The organism is Stenotrophomonas sp. YJH_SMC_105-26 (assembly GCF_059368915.1).
The window spans coordinates 460,660-479,121 of record NZ_JCAFSD010000002.1 but is presented as its reverse complement, the minus strand read 5'-3'; the positions used below and the strand labels follow the sequence as shown (position 1 = coordinate 479,121).

At 68.1% G+C, this 18,462-nt stretch carries 12 protein-coding genes and 3 tRNA genes; 7 read left to right on the top strand and 8 right to left on the bottom strand.

Annotation, left to right across the window (positions count from 1 at the left end):
- Window positions 1-83: 83 nt before the first annotated feature.
- The 3 genes from AC5P7F_RS09095 to AC5P7F_RS09085 all read right to left on the bottom strand — a co-directional run bounded on the left by AC5P7F_RS09095 (window position 84) and on the right by AC5P7F_RS09085 (window position 5,431).
- Window positions 84-3,110, bottom strand: a complete 3,027-nt coding sequence (locus AC5P7F_RS09095) for a ligand-binding sensor domain-containing diguanylate cyclase (protein WP_041864114.1) — start codon at window positions 3,108-3,110, stop codon at window positions 84-86.
- A 176-nt stretch (window positions 3,111-3,286) separates the two neighbouring features.
- On the bottom strand, window positions 3,287-4,696 hold the full coding sequence (locus AC5P7F_RS09090) for an ATP-binding protein (RefSeq protein WP_164076950.1): 1,410 nt from the start codon (window positions 4,694-4,696) through the stop codon (window positions 3,287-3,289).
- A 6-nt stretch (window positions 4,697-4,702) separates the two neighbouring features.
- Complete coding sequence (locus AC5P7F_RS09085) at window positions 4,703-5,431, bottom strand: response regulator (protein ID WP_041863210.1); 729 nt, start codon at window positions 5,429-5,431, stop codon at window positions 4,703-4,705.
- Window positions 5,432-5,635: 204 nt separating this feature from the next.
- On the opposite strand from AC5P7F_RS09085, the gene AC5P7F_RS09080 reads away from it, so the two are divergent.
- Genes AC5P7F_RS09080 through AC5P7F_RS09070 form a run of 3 tightly spaced genes read left to right on the top strand, consistent with a single transcriptional unit; the run spans window position 5,636 to window position 10,268 of the window.
- Window positions 5,636-6,877: an efflux RND transporter periplasmic adaptor subunit gene (locus AC5P7F_RS09080; RefSeq protein WP_014646531.1), complete on the top strand. Its 1,242-nt coding sequence runs from the start codon at window positions 5,636-5,638 to the stop codon at window positions 6,875-6,877.
- Window positions 6,874-8,832 (top strand): MacB family efflux pump subunit, encoded by a 1,959-nt coding sequence (locus AC5P7F_RS09075; protein WP_049442200.1) that lies wholly within the window; start codon window positions 6,874-6,876, stop codon window positions 8,830-8,832. Before AC5P7F_RS09080 ends, AC5P7F_RS09075 begins: the two co-directional genes overlap by 4 nt.
- Window positions 8,829-10,268: an efflux transporter outer membrane subunit gene (locus tag AC5P7F_RS09070; RefSeq protein WP_164076951.1), complete on the top strand. Its 1,440-nt coding sequence runs from the start codon at window positions 8,829-8,831 to the stop codon at window positions 10,266-10,268. Before AC5P7F_RS09075 ends, AC5P7F_RS09070 begins: the two co-directional genes overlap by 4 nt.
- A 77-nt stretch (window positions 10,269-10,345) precedes the next feature.
- On the opposite strand, the gene rlmB is transcribed toward AC5P7F_RS09070, so the two are convergent.
- The 3 genes from rlmB to rnr all read right to left on the bottom strand — a co-directional run bounded on the left by rlmB (window position 10,346) and on the right by rnr (window position 14,277).
- Window positions 10,346-11,089 carry a 23S rRNA (guanosine(2251)-2'-O)-methyltransferase RlmB gene (gene rlmB / locus AC5P7F_RS09065; protein WP_005408775.1) on the bottom strand — a complete coding sequence of 248 codons (744 nt, stop codon included), beginning with the start codon at window positions 11,087-11,089 and terminating at the stop codon, window positions 10,346-10,348.
- A gap of 161 nt (window positions 11,090-11,250) precedes the next feature.
- Window positions 11,251-11,733: a GFA family protein gene (locus AC5P7F_RS09060; RefSeq protein WP_014646528.1), complete on the bottom strand. Its 483-nt coding sequence runs from the start codon at window positions 11,731-11,733 to the stop codon at window positions 11,251-11,253.
- 84 nt (window positions 11,734-11,817) lie between these two features.
- Window positions 11,818-14,277 carry a ribonuclease R gene (gene rnr, locus AC5P7F_RS09055; RefSeq protein ID WP_495204150.1) on the bottom strand — a complete coding sequence of 820 codons (2,460 nt, stop codon included), beginning with the start codon at window positions 14,275-14,277 and terminating at the stop codon, window positions 11,818-11,820.
- Window positions 14,278-14,405: 128 nt separating this feature from the next.
- Here rnr and AC5P7F_RS09050 point away from each other — a divergent pair.
- Together AC5P7F_RS09050 and AC5P7F_RS09045 are read left to right on the top strand one after the other, a co-directional pair.
- Window positions 14,406-14,490 (top strand) — tRNA-Leu (locus tag AC5P7F_RS09050).
- Window positions 14,491-14,697: 207 nt separating this feature from the next.
- Window positions 14,698-14,782 (top strand) — tRNA-Leu (locus AC5P7F_RS09045).
- 56 nt (window positions 14,783-14,838) lie between these two features.
- On the opposite strand, the gene AC5P7F_RS09040 is transcribed toward AC5P7F_RS09045, so the two are convergent.
- A complete protein-coding gene (locus AC5P7F_RS09040; protein WP_014646526.1) occupies window positions 14,839-15,585 on the bottom strand; it encodes a sulfite exporter TauE/SafE family protein in 747 nt (248 codons plus the stop codon).
- 98 nt (window positions 15,586-15,683) lie between these two features.
- Between AC5P7F_RS09040 and AC5P7F_RS09035 the strand changes: the two genes are divergently transcribed.
- Window positions 15,684-16,583: a LysR family transcriptional regulator gene (locus AC5P7F_RS09035; RefSeq protein ID WP_164076973.1), complete on the top strand. Its 900-nt coding sequence runs from the start codon at window positions 15,684-15,686 to the stop codon at window positions 16,581-16,583.
- 50 nt (window positions 16,584-16,633) lie between these two features.
- Window positions 16,634-16,718 (top strand) — tRNA-Leu (locus AC5P7F_RS09030).
- Window positions 16,719-16,871: 153 nt separating this feature from the next.
- Here AC5P7F_RS09030 and emrB read toward each other — a convergent pair.
- Window positions 16,872-18,458 carry a multidrug efflux MFS transporter permease subunit EmrB gene (emrB, locus tag AC5P7F_RS09025; RefSeq protein WP_005408769.1) on the bottom strand — a complete coding sequence of 529 codons (1,587 nt, stop codon included), beginning with the start codon at window positions 18,456-18,458 and terminating at the stop codon, window positions 16,872-16,874.
- Window positions 18,459-18,462 lie beyond the last annotated feature (4 nt).

Sequence of the window (18,462 nt, the reverse complement as noted above, 5' to 3'; positions counted from 1 at the left end):
ACTCTACAGGCCGACGTCGTTCCATCGATGCATGGTGGCGAATCAATCGCCGCACAGTAGATCCACGCCATGCGTGGATGCGATCAACCAATGCTCGTGCGATCGCGGCCGTCGCTCTTGGCGCGGTACAGCGCGCGGTCGGCGCGCTGGTACAGCAGCGCCGGGGTGCGGTCGTCGGCATCCAGCTCCACCAGCCCCGCACTGAAGGTCACGCGCAGGCCTTCCACACCGGCCCAGTCGGGGTGGTCATGGAACAGGCCGCGCAGGCGCGCGCACAGCTGCGCGGCTTCCTCCAGGCGGGTGTCGTTGAGCAGCAGCGCGAACTCTTCGCCGCCGGTGCGCGCCGGCAGGTCGGAGTCGCGGCTGGCGGCTGCGATCAGCGTCGCCACCTGCACAAGCACGGCATCGCCGATGCTGTGGCTGTGGCGGTCGTTGACGTCCTTGAAATGGTCGATGTCCAGCACCACCAGGCACAGTGGATGACCACTACGCTGCGAACGGGCGAAGTCACGCGCCAGCGTCTCGTCGAAGCCGCGGCGGTTGGCCAGCCCGGTCAGCGCATCCTCGCGGGCCTGGCGCTCGAAGGCTTCGGCCTGGCGCGCCAGGCGCTCGGCCAGCTCGGTCTTTTCCTGGTTCAGCGCCTGCAGGTGCACGGTCTTGGCCTGCAGGTCGAAGGTCGCGTCGTCCACCCGCCGCGCCAGGCGCAGGTTGCTGGCCTTCAGCTGCTGCAGCAGCAGGCGGTACAGTGCCACCAGGCCGGCCAGCAGCAACAGCCCGCCCAGCGCCTGCACGCTGCGCCGCTGCCACCAGAACGGCTCGACGCTGAAGCTCCACACCGCCTCCTGTTGGCCCCAGCTGCCGCCCGGATGCGCCGCAGCCACATGCAGGGTGTAGTCGCCCGGCGGCAGGCCAACGAACTCGACGCTGCGCTGCGGGCCACGCTCGACCCAGCCGGCATCGAGGCCATCCAGCCGCGTGCGGTAGCGGATCCGGTCGGACATCAGGTAGCTCAGGCCGACATAGCTCACCGCCAACCGGCGGCCACCGGGAATGTAATTGCGATCCGGTCCCTCCCAGTGCACCGGCGCACCATCCACCTGCACGCTCTCGATCGCCGCCGGCGGCGATGGCCGCTCGCGGAAACGCTGCAGGCGTTGCGGGTCGACCGTGCTCAGGCCACCGGCGGTGACCACCCAGAACGTGCCATCCTGGCGCAGGATCGCCGATGGACTGGAGCTGCCATTGGCCTGTGCATTGGCCATGCCGTCGATCTCGTTGTAGCGCTCCAGCACCACCCGCGGCGTGCGGCCATCGGCCACCGCATTGAGGGTAGCCATGTCGGTGCGCAGCACACCACGGTTGCTGCTGATCCAGACATTGCCGAGGCGGTCCGGCACCAGCTGGAACACCGCGTCCACCGGCATGCCCTGCTCCAGGCCGACCCGCGCCAGCGCACCGTTGCGCCAGCGGTACAGGCCACGATCACTGCTGATCCACATCGCATCGCCCAGCTGGTGGAAGCCGAACACGCTGCGGCCGCCCCCCAGCGGGGCCAGGTCGATCGACTGCACGTGGTCGCCACGCAGCACGCGGATGCCTTCGATGGTGCCGATCCACAGGTTGCCCTGGTGATCATGCTCGAGCGCGGTGATCAGGCCGCCGGGCATGCCCGGCACGTTCGAGACCTGCACCCGGTCGCCGTCGATGCGCACCACGCCCTTCTGCGTGCCGGCCCAGACCACGCCCTGCGGGTCAACGGTGATCGCACGGATGTTGCCGCCCGGCATGCCGTCAGCCGCCGCATAGTTGTGGCGCAGGCCCCCATCGCGACCCAGCCGGTAAACGCCGTCGCCGAAGGTTCCCACCCACAGGTCACCGTCCGGCCCCTGTGCCAGGCTCAGTACCGAGGGCGCCTTGCCGCCGCGGTTGTGCAGCGGCACCGCGCGGAAACGACCGTCGCGGGTCTGGAGGTCAAGGCCGCTGGCGCTGCCGACCCACAGCTGGCGGTCGCGATCCTCGAACACCGTGCGCACGTAGTCGCCACTGAGCCCATCGCGCTCGGTGAAGCTGCTGAACAGTGTTTCGCGCAGGCGGTACAGGCCCCCATTGGCTCCCACCCAGATGCTGCCTTCGGCATCCTCGCGCAGGCTGACCACGCGTCCGCCCGGCAGGTTCAGGCCGGCCGGCAGCCGCTCCAGGCCATGGGCGGAAATGCGCAGCAGGCCCTGGTTCTCGGTACCCAGCCACAGATCGCCATGCCGGTCCTGCAGCATCGAGGTCATGTGCAGCTGGCCCGGCAGGCGGTGCACCAGCACCAGCTGGTCGTCCTCCACCCGGTACAGGCGCTCGCCGGCGACGATCCACAGCGCGCCATCCGGTGCCCGGTACGGCCACGACAGGCCGCTGCCGGCGCCCAGCCCCCACGCGGCGGGCGCGCGCTTGAGCACGCCGTCGTTGTCGCGCAGCACCAGCCCGTCGAGCGTGCCGACCCATACCCGGTCCTGTGCATCGACCACCAGCTTGGTGAAGCTCATCGCCATCGGCAGGTCCGCCGCCGGTGCCTGGTAGACGATGCCGGCATCCGGCGTCAGGTAGCCGATGCCCTTGCCTTCGTACAGCAGCCACAGCCGGCCCTGGCTGTCCATCTGCATGGACTGGATCAGCACCTGCGGTGTACCGGCCTGGTGCTCCCAGACCCGCCATTGGCCGTCGCTGCCGCGGTGGCTGACGTTGCCGCGCGAATCGCTGATCCACAGCCCACCCTGGCGGTCGACGAACAGTGCGCCGATGCCGTTGTCGCGCAGGCCCGGGCGCGTACTGCGGTCGAACACGGTGAAGTCCAGTCCGTTGTAGCGCACCAGCCCTTCCCAGGTGGCGAACCACAGATGGCCCTCCGGCGTCTGTGCGATGTCGCGCAGCGAGTTGTGCGGCAGGCCGTTGCGCGAGGTCCATACGTCGATGGCGTAGTCGCGCAGCGGGGGCGCGCCCTCCTGTGCCGCCAGCGGCAGCGCGAGGGCCAGCAGCAACCACAGCAGGCCCTGCCGCAGTGCCCGCCTGAATCCTGATGCGCGGCGCTCCACCCAGCGCCCCTCGTCCCCCTGCCCGCCCATCACCGCAGCAGCGGCGGCCAGGTGCGGCTGCAGGGCGCGGCAGCGTGCGGGAACAGCCGGGCAGCGCGCACTGGCATGCCGGCGGGAACGGGCTGGCTCATCGAGGGGAGACTGGGGAGATGGGCAGATGATAGGCCAAACCCCGGCCCCGGCGTCACCGTCCGCGGCCCGCCGGCTCAGCCGGCGCGGCCGGGCGCCACCACCTGGGCACTGGCCGGCCACTGCACCACCGCCTCCAGGCCACCTTCGGCCCGGTTGCGCAGCCACAGCCGCGCGCCGTCCTTCTCGGCCAGGGCGCGGGCGATGGTCAGGCCCAGGCCGGCCCCGCCGGTCTGGCGCGAACGCGAGGTTTCCACCCGCACGAACGGATCGAACACCGCCTCCAGCTGCTCTTCGGCCAGGCCGGGACCGTCATCGGCCACCACTACGGTGATCGCACCGCCGCTGCGCTCGACCCGTACCCGCGCCCGCTGCGCGTACATCACCGCGTTGTCCACCAGGTTGGAGAACAGGCGGTGCATGGCCAGCGGACGCAGCATCAGCACCGAACCACTGCCCCCCTCGAAGACCACGTCGGCGCCGCCTTCGGCGGTGTCCTCGACGATGCTCTCCAGCAGTGAATCCAGGTCGAGTGCGGCGCGCTGCTCGGCACTCTCGGCACTGCGGGCCAGTTCCAGGCCCTCGCGCACCAGCGCCTGCATCGCCGCCAGGTCACCGATCAGGCGCTCGCGCAGGGCTTCGTCGCTGACATTCTCCAGGCGCAGGCGCAACCGGGTCAGCGGCGTCTGCAGGTCATGGGTGATCGCCGCCAGCATCTGCGTGCGTTCGGCCAGGTGCCGCTGCAGGCGGTGCTGCATGGCGTTGAAGGCTTCGGCGGCGCGCTGCACTTCATGCGGCCCGCGCAATGGCAACGGGTCGCGCTGCAGATCGTCGCCGAGATCCTCGGCAGCGGCGGCCAGTTCCTGCAGTGGCGCACTGGCCATGCGCGCAACGATATAGGCCAGCACGGCAATCGCCAGCACCAGCAGGGTCAGGAACCACGGGTCCACGGCGAGGATGCCGTTGTGCGCCACCGCCGGCGAGTCCAGCGCCAGTTTCAGCAGCGTGCCGTCGTTGAGGGTCACGTCCACCGCGCGGCACTTGGGCGGGATGAACGCCGGGTCGCGTTCGCGCGGCGGCCGCCGGTGACCCGGCGGTGGCGGCGGCAGCAGGTCCTGCAGCTTGGGAATGCAGGAGCGGAACGAAGCGAAGTGCACATGCGCGCGCGACACCGGTCCGGGGCGGTCTTCCAGCACTTCCATCAGCGCCGTGTCGGCACGCCCGAGGCGGGCTCCGGGCTGCAGCGCGCGCACGCTCGGCCCGCCGATCGCCAGCAGGCGCTCGCGCAGCTCCGGATTGCCGTCCAGCAGGTTGACGTAGCCCTGCAGGCGGTCGGCGATGCGGTTCAGGTTCTGCCGCTCGAACTCCTGCTGGCGCTTGGAAGTGGCCAGCATGGTCGCGCCGATCGCAGCCACCGCCATGCCCAGCAGCAGGATCACGAACAACCGCCCGACCATCGAGGACAGGAAATGGCGCAGGCGCTTCATCGCGGCTTATTCCAGGTTGACCGCGGAGGCCAGCACGTAGCCCTCGTTGCGCACCGTCTTGATCAGTCCGTCCGGGCCACCGTCGTCGCCCAGCTTGTTGCGCAGGCGGCTGACCTGCAGGTCGATCGCGCGGTCCTGTGCCTCGTAGTTGCGGCCACTGCTGAGCGCGACCAGCTGCTCGCGCGACAGCACCTTGTTGGCGTGCGCGATGAACACCCGCAGCAGGCGGAACTCGGCGCCGGACAGCACCACCACGCGGTCATCCGGATCGACCAGGTGGCGATGCTCCAGGTCGAACACCCAGCGCGAGAAGCGCGCACGGCGCACCGCCAGCGGCTCCAGGTTGGCCGGCAGCGCCTCGGTCCGGCGCAGCACGTTGCGGATGCGCGCCAGCAGCTCGCGGGGCTCGAACGGCTTGGCCAGGTAGTCGTCGGCGCCCATTTCCAGGCCCAGCACGCGGTCGATCGGCTCGGCGCGCGCGGTCAGCATGATCACCGGCGTGTTGGAACGCGCACGCAGGTCGCGGCACAGGGTCAGGCCATCCTCGCGCGGCAGGTTGAGGTCGAGCACGATCAGGTCCACGTGCTCGCGGTCCAGCAGCTGGCGCATGGCGGTGCCATCGGCCGCCGTGCTCACCAGGTAACCGGCGCGGCCGAGCTGCTCGGCCAGCAGCGTGCGGATGTCGTTGTCGTCGTCGACGATCAGCAGTCGATGCATCGGGTTTTCAGTCTCCATGTCGCGATCATCCCGTGTCGGCAGCTGAACCGCATCCGGGGCAATGCGTACCAGTGTATCCACCCACGGGCGGGATACCTGTGGTTACGCGTATTCACCGACAGTGTTACATACAGACATACCCCGAGGATTGAGCCGTCCATCGCCCGGTCTTCACAATGCCCGCCAACGCCGCACGCGCGGCCCCGAGAGTGAAGCCACGACGTGACGTTCCGCCTGCTGCCCGCGACCCGCCGGAGTCGCCTGATACTGATCGCCCTGCTTGCCCTGATCGTCGCCGCGACCGCCTGGTGGCTGCTGCGCAAGCCCGCCGCGCCGGCGGTGGCCACCTCGCCGGTCAGCCGCGGTGACATCGAGCAGACGGTGGACGCCACCGGCGTGATCGATGCCTACAAGCTGGTCAGCGTCGGTGCGCAGGCCTCGGGCCAGATCAAGTCGCTGAAGGTGCAGCTGGGCGACACCGTGAAGGAAGGCGACCTGATTGCCGAGATCGACGCCACCACCCAGCAGAACCAGGTGCTCAACGCGCAGGCCTCGCTGGACCAGGTCACCGCCCAGCGCGCCGTCCAGCAGGCCACCCTGCGCCAGGCCGAACTGGAATTCGCGCGCCAGCAGCAGATGCTGGCTGCCGAGGCCACCTCGCGCCAGGAATACGATGCCGCCGAGGCGCAGCTGAAGACCGCCCGTGCCCAGCTGCAGTCCTACGAGGCGCAGATCAAGGGCCGCGAAACCGAGCTGGGCACCGCCCGCGCCAACCTGGCCTACACCCGCATCACCGCGCCGATGGACGGCACCGTGGTGGCGGTGGTGGCCGAGGAAGGCCGCACGGTGAACGCCAACCAGACCGCGCCGACCATCGTCATGCTGGCGCGGCTGGACGTGGTGACCGTCAATGCGGAGATCTCCGAGGCCGACGTGGTCAAGATCAAGGCCGGCATGCCGGTGTACTTCACCACGCTCGGCGACCCGGACCGCAAGTACCACGCCACGCTGCGCCAGATCAATCCGGCGCCAGCCTCGATCGCCAACGAGAATTCATCCAGCTCCAGCAGCTCCTCCAGTTCCAGTTCCAGCAGCGCGGTCTACTACAACGCGCTGTTCGACGTGGAGAACCCGGATGGCACGCTGCGCATCGACATGACCGCGCAGGTCTCGGTGCTGCTCAAGCAGGCCAAGGGCGTGCTGATGGTGCCGGCAGTGGCGCTGGGGCCGAAGCGCCGTGGCGACGAGCGCATGGTGCGGGTGCTGGACGACAAGGGCCAGCCGCAGCCGCGCAAGGTCACGGTGGGCATCAACAATGGCGCCTCGGCCGAGATCCTGTCCGGGCTGAAGGAAGGCGAGCGCGTGGTGGTTGGCGAAGCGGGTGCGGCCGGTGCCAGCGCCGGCGGCGGCAACCGCGGCGGCATGCAGATGCGGGTTGGCGGCCCGGGCATGGGGCGCCGATGAGCACGACGGCGCCGCTGCTGCGCCTGCGCGACCTGCGACGTGAATTCCCGGCCGGCGATGATGTGATCGCCGTGCTGCGCGACGTCAATCTCGACATCCACGCCGGTGAGATGGTGGCCATCGTCGGCCAGTCCGGCTCGGGCAAGTCGACGCTGATGAACATCCTCGGCTGCCTCGATCGTCCCACCCGTGGCAGCTACCAGGTGGCCGGCCGCGAAACCGGGAAGATGCAACCGGACGAACTGGCCGAACTGCGCCGCGAGCATTTCGGTTTCATCTTCCAGCGCTACCACCTGCTCGGCGACCTGGACGCGCGCGGCAACGTGGAAGTGCCGGCGGTGTACGCCGGCAGCCCCGGCCCGGTGCGCAACGCGCGTGCCGAGCAACTGCTGCAGCGGCTGGGCCTGAGCGACCGCATGCATCACAAGCCGGGCCAGCTGTCCGGTGGCCAGCAGCAGCGCGTGTCGATCGCACGCGCCCTGATGAACGGCGGCGAGGTGATCCTGGCCGACGAACCGACCGGCGCGCTGGACACGAAATCCGGCGAGGAAGTGATGGCGATCCTCGGCGAACTGCATGCCGAAGGCCACACCATCATCATCGTCACCCACGACATGAGCGTGGCCGAGCACGCGCAGCGCATCATCGAAATCCGCGATGGCGAGATCATCGCCGACCGCGCCAACCCGAATGCGCCGACCTACCGTGCGCAGCGCGAGGCCAGTACCGGCGTCGCCCGCGGCAACAGCTGGCGGGCCGCGCGCGACCGCTTCACCGAAGCGTTCCGCATGGCGCTGCTGGCGATGAACGCACATCGGCTGCGAACCTTCCTGACCATGCTCGGCATCATCATCGGCATCGCCTCGGTGGTCTCGGTGGTGGCGCTGGGCAATGGCTCCCAGCAGCAGATCCTGCAGAACATCAGCGCGCTCGGCACCAATACCATCGACGTCTATCCCGGCCGCGGTTTCGGCGACATGCGCTCGGCGCGCGTACAGACGCTCAAGGCCAGCGATGCCGATGCACTGGCAAGGCAGAGCTACGTGGACAGCGCCACCCCCAGCGTATCGACTTCGGTCACCGCGCGTTACCGCAACCAGTCGTCCACCGCCCAGGTCAGCGGCGTTGGCGAGCAGTTCTTCCGGGTCAAGGGCGTGACCCTGCTCAGCGGCAGCTTCTTCGATGCCGATGCGGTCAAGGGCCTGGGCCAGGTGGCGGTGATCGACGAGAACACCCAGTCCCAGTTCTTTCCCGATGTCGACCCGGTCGGCCAGGTGATCCTGCTCGGCAACGTGCCGGCGCGCGTGGTCGGCGTGGCCAAGCGGCAGAGTTTCGGCTTCGGCGGCAGCACCAGCCTCAGCGTGTGGGTGCCGTACACCACGGTGATGTCGCGCATGCTCGGCCAGAGCCACGTGTCCAGCATCACCGTGCGCGTGGACGATGACACGCCGATGGACGCCGCGCAGGAAGCGATCACCCGCCTGCTGACCCTGCGCCATGGCACCGAGGATTTCTTCCTCAGCAACAGCGCCGAGATCCGCGAGACCATCGAGCAGACCACGCGCACGATGACCCTGCTGATCGGTGCCATCGCCGCCATCGCGTTGCTGGTCGGTGGCATCGGCGTGATGAACATCATGCTGGTATCGGTGACCGAGCGCACCCGCGAGATCGGGGTGCGCATGGCCGTCGGTGCACGGCAGAGTGATATCCGCCAGCAGTTCCTGATCGAAGCGGTGCTGGTCTGCCTGCTCGGCGGCGTGCTCGGTATCGGCCTGGCCCTGCTGCTGGGCTCGATGATCGGCCGCTTCGCCAGCGACTTCCAGGTGCTGTTCTCCACCGCCTCGATCGTCGCCGCGTTTGCCTGCTCGACCCTGATCGGCGTTGCGTTCGGCTTCCTGCCAGCGCGCAACGCCGCGCAGCTCGACCCGGTGGAGGCCCTGGCCCGCGAATGAAGATGATGACCCGACTGCCCTTCCCCGCTCCCCGGCACCTGCTGCTGGCCGGTGCCGTTCTACTCGCCCTGTCCGGCTGCGCGTCGGTCGGCCGCTACCCGGTGCACGACCCGGCCGTGGCGGCGCAGTATGGACGTGGCGATGCCACCCTCAACGCGCCAGCCGATGACCCGCGCAGCAGCCTGGATACACCGGGCCGCGACATCCGCCAGGACACCTGGTGGACCGGCTTCGGCGATGAACGCCTGGACCGCCTGGTGGCGCAGGCGCTGGCCGCCAACAGCGATCTGGCCGCCGCCGGCCTGGCCGTGCAGCGTTCGCGCCTGCAGGCCGGCCTGGCCAGCAACGCACTGTGGCCGCAGCCCTCGTCATCCGGCGTGAGCGGCAGCGCCAGCCGCGCCACCGACCAGTCTGATGATTGGCGCCGCAGCTATTCCACCGGCGTCTCGCTGGGTTGGGAGGTGGACCTGTGGGGCCGCCTGCGCACCCAGCGCGACATCGCCCGCTGGGAAGCCGAGGCCAGCGAGGAAGATCGGCAGAACACCGCGCTGCTGGTGATCAGCGACACCATCACCCAGTACTGGAACCTGGCCTACCTCAACCAGTCGATCGCCACCGGCCAGGCCAACCTGGAGCGCCTGGAACGCACCCGCGAACTGGTGCAGGCCCGCTTCGACGCCGGTGCGGTATCGCGCCTGGAAGTGCGCCAGGCGCTGCAGAACCTGCAGTCGCAGCGGTCCTCGCAGAGCGCGCTGGAACAGCAGCGGGTGGAGGTGCGCAACGCGCTGACCGTGCTGCTGGACGGCACGCCCTGGCCCCAGCAGGACGAACCACAGGACCTGCTGGGCGCACGCAGCCCAGCCATCAGCGAAGGCCTGCCGACCGATCTGCTCGGCCGCCGCCCCGATCTGCGCGCGGCCGAACTTCGCCTGCGCAACAGCCTGAAGACCATCAAGGTCACCGCCACCCAGTACTACCCTGCGCTGAGCCTGACCGGCAGCCTCGGTTCCAGCGCGACCTCGCTGGGCGATGTGCTGCGCAACCCGGTGGCCACGCTGGGCGCCGGCCTGTCGCTGCCGTTCCTCAACCTGCAGCGTGCGCAGCTGGATACCGATATCGCCGGCACCACCTACCAGATCGCCGCCAGCAACTTCCGCAAGACGCTGTATACCGCGCTCTCGGAAGTGGACAACGCACTGTCGGCGCGCGAGCAGCTGGCGCGCCAGGTGGCGGCCTCGCAGGCTTCATACGACGAAGCGGTGGAAGTGGAACGCGCGCAGGAAGTGCGTTACCGCGTGGGTGCCACCGATCTGCGCACCTGGCTGGAAGCGCAGCAGACCCGGCGTGATGCCGAACTGTCGCTGGCACGTGCGCGCCAGGGCCAGCTCAACAACGACGTGACGCTGTTCAAGGCGTTGGGCGGCAGCGCGGGGTGAGGCGGGACATGAAACGGGGTCAGATCCCTTTTCCCATTGGAAAAGGGATCTGACCCCGATCACATCGCGCTGGCCGATCAACCGCGCTGGCGCACGGCCTCGAACAGGCTGACGCCGGCGGCGACGGAGACGTTCAGGCTCTCGATCTCGCCCGGCATCGGGATCTTGACCAGGCCATCGCAGTTCTCGCGGGTCAGGCGGCGCAGGCCATCGGCTTCGCCGCCCAGCACCAGCGCGATGTTGCCCTTCAGGTCCAGCTGGTACAGCGAGGCCGTGGCTTCACCGGCCAGGCCGTAGATCCACACGCCCTGCTTCTGCAGGTCCTTCAGGCAGCGCGAGAGGTTGGTCACCGCCACCACCGGGATCAGGTCGGCGGCACCGGCCGAAGTCTTGCGCACAGTGGCATTGACCGTGGCCGACTTGTCCTTCGGGATGATCACCGCGGTCGCCCCGGCGGCAGCGGCCGAGCGCAGGCAGGCGCCGAGGTTGTGCGGGTCCTGCACCTCGTCGAGCACCAGCAGCAGGGCCTTGCCCTCGGCCGCGGTGACCAGCCCTTCCAGCTCGTTCTCGCTGTAGGTACGGGCGGCGGCGTAGCGCGCGGCCACGCCCTGGTGGCGCACCGAACCGCCAACACCGTCCAGCGCCTGGCTGTTCACCTTGCGCACATCGATGCCCTTGCGGCGGGCGTTCTCTTCGATCTCGGTCAGGCGCGGGTTCTTCGCACCGGCCTCGACCAGCACTTCGCGGACGTTCTCGGCGTCGTTCTCGATGGAGGAGGCGACGGCGTTGACGCCGACAATCCACTGGCTGTTCTTGCTCATGCGGGCGGGGACCGGAAAGGGGGTGGCTATGGTAGAGCATCGGCAGGCCGGGCGCTGCGACCGGCCGCCCCTCTGTAGCGCCGAGCCCATGCTCGGCTGGCGGGGGGCCGATGAAGCCTGAACCCGGAGCAGCCGAGCGTGGGCTCGGCGCTAGAGGGGCGTTACCGACTGCGCGGCGGCCAGTGCGGGGTGTCGTGGTCGGGGTGCTGGTGGGAGACGATGGTGGCCAGGAACTCCAGCGCGGCGACGTCGTCCTCGGTGCGCCGCGCCGGCAGGCCGGACAGGCTGTCGACGAACGGCAGCTTGCGCTCCACCCCGTACTGGATCGTCGGTGGCAGGCGTTCCGGCTCATCGAAGGCGCCGGCAGCCACGGCCACGCCATCCGGGGCTTCATAGGTCAGGGGTGTACCGCAGTCGGCGCAGAAACCACGCCGCACCACGTTGGACGACTGGAAATAGCGCGGCTGGCCGCGGGTCCAGCTGAACTGCACGCCGCGCACGGATACCAGCGGCGCGTAATAGGCACCGAACGCCTTCTGGCACATCCGGCAATGGCAGATCGAGCTGTCGGTGAGCTCGCCACGCGCCTGGAAGCGGACCGCGCCGCACTGGCAGCCGCCACTGTATTCGGGTTGGCCTTGCATGCTGGGGTTCCTCCGGAACGTCGTGCCAACCAAGGTTGGCACCTACCAGTTGCGGTAGGTGCCGACCGTTGGTCGGCACACCTTTCAATACTTCTTCTTGGTGCGCTTGGCCGGCTTGCCCCGCTCGGGCGGCGGCGGCAGGCCATCGCCCTCGTCCTCGCCCTTGTGCTCGACCAGGCGGAAGTCGATCTTGCGCTCTTCCATGCTGGCCTTCAGCACCAGGATCCGCACGCGGTCACCCAGCCGGTAGCTGCTGCCGCGGCGTTCGCCGGTCAGCGTTTTGCGGGTGGCGTCGAACTTGTAATAGTCCTGCGGCAGCTGGGTCACATGCACCAGGCCCTGCACCTTGGACTCGTCCAGTTCCACGAACAGGCCGAAGCTGGTCACGCCGCTGATCACGCCGTCGAACTGGCCGCCCACGTGCTTTTCCATCCACGCCGCGCGGTAACGCTCGTCGACCTCGCGCTCGGCTTCGTCGGCACGGCGCTCGCGCTCGGAACACTGCAGCGCCAGGGCCGCCATTTCGCGCGCGTTGTAGGTGAACTTGTCCAGCGGCTTGCCGGACAACGCATGCTTGATCGCACGGTGCACCAGCAGGTCGGGGTAACGGCGGATCGGCGAGGTGAAGTGCGCGTACGCCTCCAGCGCCAGGCCGAAGTGGCCGTGATTCTCCGGGCTGTAGATCGCCAGGCTCTGGCTGCGCAGCAACACCGATTCCAGCAGCGTGGCATCGGGGCGGTCGCGGATCTTCTTCAGCAGCTTGGTGTAATCGCCCGGGCGCACCTTCGACCACGGCGGCAGGCTCAGCTTGAACTCCTTGAGGAATTCCAGCAGGTCGGCGTACTTGGTTTCCGGCGGCTTCTCGTGGATGCGGTACGGCGCCGGCACATGGCGCGACAGCAGGTACCTGGCGGCCTCGACGTTGGCCGCGATCATGCACTCCTCGATCAGCTTGTGCGCGTCGTTGCGCACCAGCATGCCGGCCTGGGTCACTTCACCACGGTTGTCCAGCACGAAGCGCACTTCACTGCTTTCGAATTCGATGGCACCGCGCTTGGCGCGTGCCTTGGACAGCACCTTGTACAGCTGGTGCAGGCGCTGCACCTGCGGCAGCAGGTCGCCCATCCAGGCCTTGGTATCGGCATCGTCCTCGCCCACCGCCTTCCACACCTGGGTGTAGGTCAGGCGCGCATGCGAGTTCATCACCGCCTCGTAGAAGCGCGAATGCGTGACCAGGCCATCGCGGTCGATCTGCATGTCGCAGACAAAGCACATGCGGTCGACCTTCGGCATCAGCGAGCAGATGCCGTTGGACAGTGTCTCCGGCAGCATCGGCACCACGAAGCCCGGGAAGTACACCGACGTCGCACGCTTCTGCGCCTCTTCATCCAGCGGCGTACCAGGGCGAACGTAATTCGAGACGTCGGCAATCGCCACCACCAGGCGGAAACCCTCGGCATTCGGCTCGCAGTACACCGCGTCGTCGAAGTCCTTGGCATCCTCGCCATCGATGGTGACCAGCGGCGTGCTGCGCAGGTCGACACGGTCGCCAATCATCGCCGGCTCGACCACCAGCGGCACCGAGGCCGCTTCGTCCAGCACCTCCTGCGGGAACTCGAACGGCAGCTCGTGGCCATGGATGGCGGTCTCCACCACCAGCGACGCGGTCAGCTTGTCGCCGAGCACCGCGATGATGCGGCCGATCGGCGGGCGGCGGCTGTCCGGCGCCTGGGTCAGTTCACAGACCACCAGCTGGCCGTCGCGCGCACCACCGGTCTGGTCCGGCGGCACCTGCACGTTGCGCTGCACGCGCTTGTCGTCGGGCACCACGTAGTTGATGCCCATCTCGATGCTGAAGCGGCCGATCAGGCGGGTCATGCCGCGCTCCAGCACGCGGGCGATGCTGCCTTCGCGACGGCCACGGTGATCGATGCCGGTCACGCGGGCCAGCACCTTGTCGCCGTGCATGACCTTGCGCATTTCATAAGGCGGCAGGAACAGGTCGTCGCCGCCCTCGACCGGGCGCAGGAAGCCGAACCCTTCCGGGTTGGCGATCACCACACCGGTGACCAGGTTCAGGGTCTGGATCGGGGCGAAACCGCCGCGACGGTTCTGCACCAGCTGGCCGTCGCGGACCATCGCACCGAGCCGGCGCGACAGCGCTTCGGCCCGGTCCGGAGCGGTCAGGCCCAGGCGCGCGCCCAGTTCCTCGGCGGTCTGCGGCCCCTCGCAGCGCTCCAGCAGGGCCAGGATGGCCTCGCGGCTGGCGATGGGCTGTTCGTACTTCTCCGCTTCGCGGGCGGCATAGGGATCGTCGATCACCTTGCCGGCCGGCGGCAGCTTGCGGCCCGGGGCCGGGCCCGGTGCATCGTTACTGCGGACCTTGCGGCCGCGTGGCGGTGCACCGCCTTCATTCAATTCGGGGAACCAGCCCGGCAGCGGCTTGCCCGGCTTGGTGGTGCGGGCTGCACCCGCCTTGGCGCCCTTGTTCGGGGCCTGGCTGCGGGACTTGCTCCCGCCCTTGCTTGGTTTTTTGGTAGTCATCGCCCTACATGGTAGCCGCTGGCGGCGTGCAGAACGGGTCAGCGGTCGCCTTCAAGCGATCGCGTCAAAAATATTCAGGAAGTCGTTGACAGCCTGCGGATTCATCTTCACAATTGCGCCTCTGGAACGCCCAGGTGGCGGAATTGGTAGACGCACTAGTTTCAGGTACTAGCGGGTAAAACCGTGGAGGTTCGAGTCCTCTCCTGGGCACCAACGAAAAAACTCCTCGCTTCGGCGGGGATTTTTTTTGCCTGTGATCCGGCAGCCGGGGTCGGATTCCTTTCCAGAGGAAAGGGCTCTGGCCCCAAGCGAGTGAGATGGGGGGCAGAGCCCGTTTCGCATGCGCAACGGCAACCGACCTGGGATCAGCAAAAAGTGTTGACACCCCCGTCACGGCACCCCATAATCTCGCTCCTCGACGCCCAGGTGGCGGAATTGGTAGACGCACTAGTTTCAGGTACTAGCGGGTAAAACCGTGGAGGTTCGAGTCCTCTCCTGGGCACCACGTCGAGAATGAGAAAAACCCGCGAAAGCGGGTTTTTTCATGCCCCGGATCCGGCATCAGAACAACGGCCGCAGCACCAGTTCCAGCCCGAGCAGCAGCAGGAACCCCAGGAAGCAGGCGCGGAACACGCGGGCACTGATGCGCTGCCGGATCACCTGGCCCAGCCACATGCCCAGCAGCGCCGGCAGCACCGCCAGCGCACTCAGCCCCAGCTGCTGGATGCCGAACGCACCGTGCAGCACCAGACCGGTGGTCAGCGAAATCGTCGACACGGTGAACGCCAGCCCGAGCGCCTGCACCAGCTCCTCGCGCTGCAATCCCAGCGACTGCAGGTACGGCACCGCCGGCATCACGAACACACCCGTCGCCCCCGTCACCACGCCGGACAGCGCACCCACCAGCGGCCCCAGCCAGCGCTCGCGCCGCTGCGGCACGCGGAACACCGGCGCGAGCAACGCATAGGCGGCATAGACCACCAATGCCACGCCCAGCGCAACGCGCGACCAGGTGCGATCGACCCGCACCAGCAGTGCGGCCGAACCCAGCGTCACCACCACCACGGCAAGCATCATCGGCCACAAACGCCGCACGATGTGGCCCAGCGACGGCCCGGACAGCAGTTGCCACGCATTGGTGACGAAGGTTGGAATGAACAGCATCGACGCCGCCGCCACCGGTGACAGGGTGCTGCCCAGCAGGCCCATCGCCACCGTCGGCAACCCCATCCCTGTCACGCCCTTGACCACGCCGGCCAGCACGAACACCACCACCAGCAGCAAATAGAAGTATGTCGATTCATGCATGGCTTCATTGGACCGGGCCCTCGCCAGGCGCACAATGCGGTCTTCCCGGCCCAGCCTTCGGCTGACCCGAAGGCGCCGGATCAGCAATGAGGCACGACATGCGGATGGACATCGCCGACCTGCGCCTGTTCCTGGCAATCGCCGAAGCCGGCAGCATCACCGCCGGCGCGGCACAGGCAAACCTGGCATTGGGTTCAGCCAGCGAGCGCCTGCGCACGATCGAAGCCGATGCCGGCACCGCGCTGTTGCACCGGCACCCACGCGGCGTCAGCCTGACCGAGGCCGGCGCCGCCCTCGCCCACCACGCACGCCTGATCCTGCAGCAGCAGGCACAGCTGCGTGGCGAACTACAGGCGTTCGCGCAGGGTGCGCGCGGCACCCTGCACCTGTATGCCAACACCGCCGCGCTGACCAACTACCTGCCCTCGCGGCTCGCGCCGTGGCTGGCCGAACGCCCACGCCTGCATGTCGAACTGCTGGAGCGCACCAGCCCCGAAGTCGTACGCGCGATCAGTGCCGGCCAGGCCGAAGCCGGCATCATCAGCGATGCGGTCGACGCTGCCGGCCTGCAGCAGCATGTGGTCGCCGAAGATCCCCTGGTGATGCTGCTGCCGGCCGACCACCGCTTCGCGACCCGGCGCAGCCTGGCTTTTGCCGAGGCTGCCGGAGAGACCTTCGTTGCCCTGGCCGACGGCAATGCACTGCAGACCTACATCGAGGCCCAGGCGCGCGACATCGGGCGCCGCCTGGATGTACGCATCCGCATGAAGACCTTCGAAGGCGTGTGCATCATGGTCGGCCACGGCATCGGCGTCGGCATCGCGCCGCGGACCATCGCGCGCCAGCATCGGCGCAGCACGCACACCGTCGCCGTACCGCTCGCCGATGCGTGGGCGCAACGACGCCTGTGCGCGTGCTTTGCCGAGTGGACACGACTGTCATCGGCGATGCGCAGCCTGCTGCATCACCTGGGCGTGCAGCCCCAGAAAAAAGTGTGAAATGTTGTTGACACATCTTCTGTCGCTCCCCATAATTCATCTCCTGAGTCGCCCAGGTGGCGGAATTGGTAGACGCACTAGTTTCAGGTACTAGCGGGTAAAACCGTGGAGGTTCGAGTCCTCTCCTGGGCACCACGACTCAAGATGATCAAACCCGCGAAAGCGGGTTTTTTCGTTTCCGGGGTCTGGGAATTCACGCCCCGAGATCCACCCATGCGAGGCGTGGATCCACCAAAAGAAAAACCCCGCCTTGCGGCGGGGTTTCTGCGTTTCAACAGCAATGAACGGTCAGTGCCCGCCACCGGCGGCAGCACCTGCACCCGCGCCGAACGGCGGCTTGGCCAGCCACAGGAACGTGATGATCGCCAGGAAGATCCAGCCCAGCAGGAAGAAGATGTCGTTGAAGCCCATCTGCGATGCTTGGTGGTTGATCATGTTGTTCAGTACCGCTGCACCGTGTTGCAGGTCGCCCTGCCCCATCGCCGTCACCTGGTCCTGCATGCCGGGCTGATAGGCCGAGATGTGCTCGGTCAGGTCGGCATGGTGCACCTGGGTACGCCGCGCCCACAGCCACGTCGTCAGTGACGCCGCGAAGCTACCACCCAGCGTACGCAGGAACGTGGCCAGGCCGGAGCCCGCCGCGATCTCGCGCCCATCCAGGTCCGACAGCAGGATCTGCAGCACCGGCATGAAGAACAGCGCGACGCCGATGCCCATGATCAGCTGCACGCCGGCCACGTGCATGTAGTCCACCTGCAGGTTGAAGTTCGAACGCAGGAAGCTGGTCATCGACAGCACGATGAAGGCCACCGTGGCCAGCATGCGCATGTCGAAGCGCGATGCGTACTTGCCGACGAATGGCGTCATGATCACCGGCAGGATGCCGATCGGCGCGGTCGCCAGGCCTGCCCAGATCGCGGTGTAGCCCATGTCACGCTGCAGCCACTGCGGGATCAGCAGCGCCACGCTGAAGAACGCCGCGTAGGCCACCACCATCGCCAGCGTACCGGCGCGGAAGTTGCGGTGCCGGAACAGCTTCAGGTCGACGATCGGATCCTTGTCGGTCAGCTCCCAGATCAGGAACACCGTCAGCGTCACCACCGCCACGCAGGCCAGCACCACGATCTTCATCGACGAGAACCAGTCCTCGTCGTTGCCCAGGTCGAGCACCAGCTGCAGGGCACCGACACCGATCACCAGGGTGACCAGGCCGACGTAGTCCATCTTCGGCTTCTCGATCTGCTCCGGGCGTCCCTTCAGCTGGTTGCCCACCACCAGCGCGGCGAAGATGCCCAGTGGCACGTTGATCAGGAAGATCCATTCCCAGCTGTAGTTGTCGGTGATCCAACCACCGAGGATCGGACCGCAGATGGGCGCCACCACCGTGATCATCGCCAGCAGCGCCAATGCCTGTCCGCGTTTCTCGCGCGGATAGATCGAGACCAGCAGCGACTGCGTGATCGGGTACATCGGGCCGGCCACGAAACCCTGCAGCGCACGCGACAGCACCAGCATGCCCATGCTCTGCGCCAGGCCGCACAGCAGCGAGGTGATGACGAAGGCCAGCGTGGCCCAGACGAACAGCTTGCGCTCGCCGAAGCGACGGCTGAGCCAGCCGGTCAGCGGCAGCGCGATGGCCGTGCTGACCGCGAACGAAGTGATGACCCAGGTCGCCTGCTGCGAGCTGGCGCCGAGATTACCGGCGATGGTCGGCAGTGAAACGTTGGCGATGGTGGTGTCGAGCACCTGCATGAACGACGCCATCGCCAGGCCCACGGTGCACAGGGCGACGCTGGGTGGCAGGAACCCGGAGGCCGCACCCGGCGCCGCCGGTGCACCCGGAGCGCCGGGTGCGGCTGGAGCTTGTGCGGACATGGCG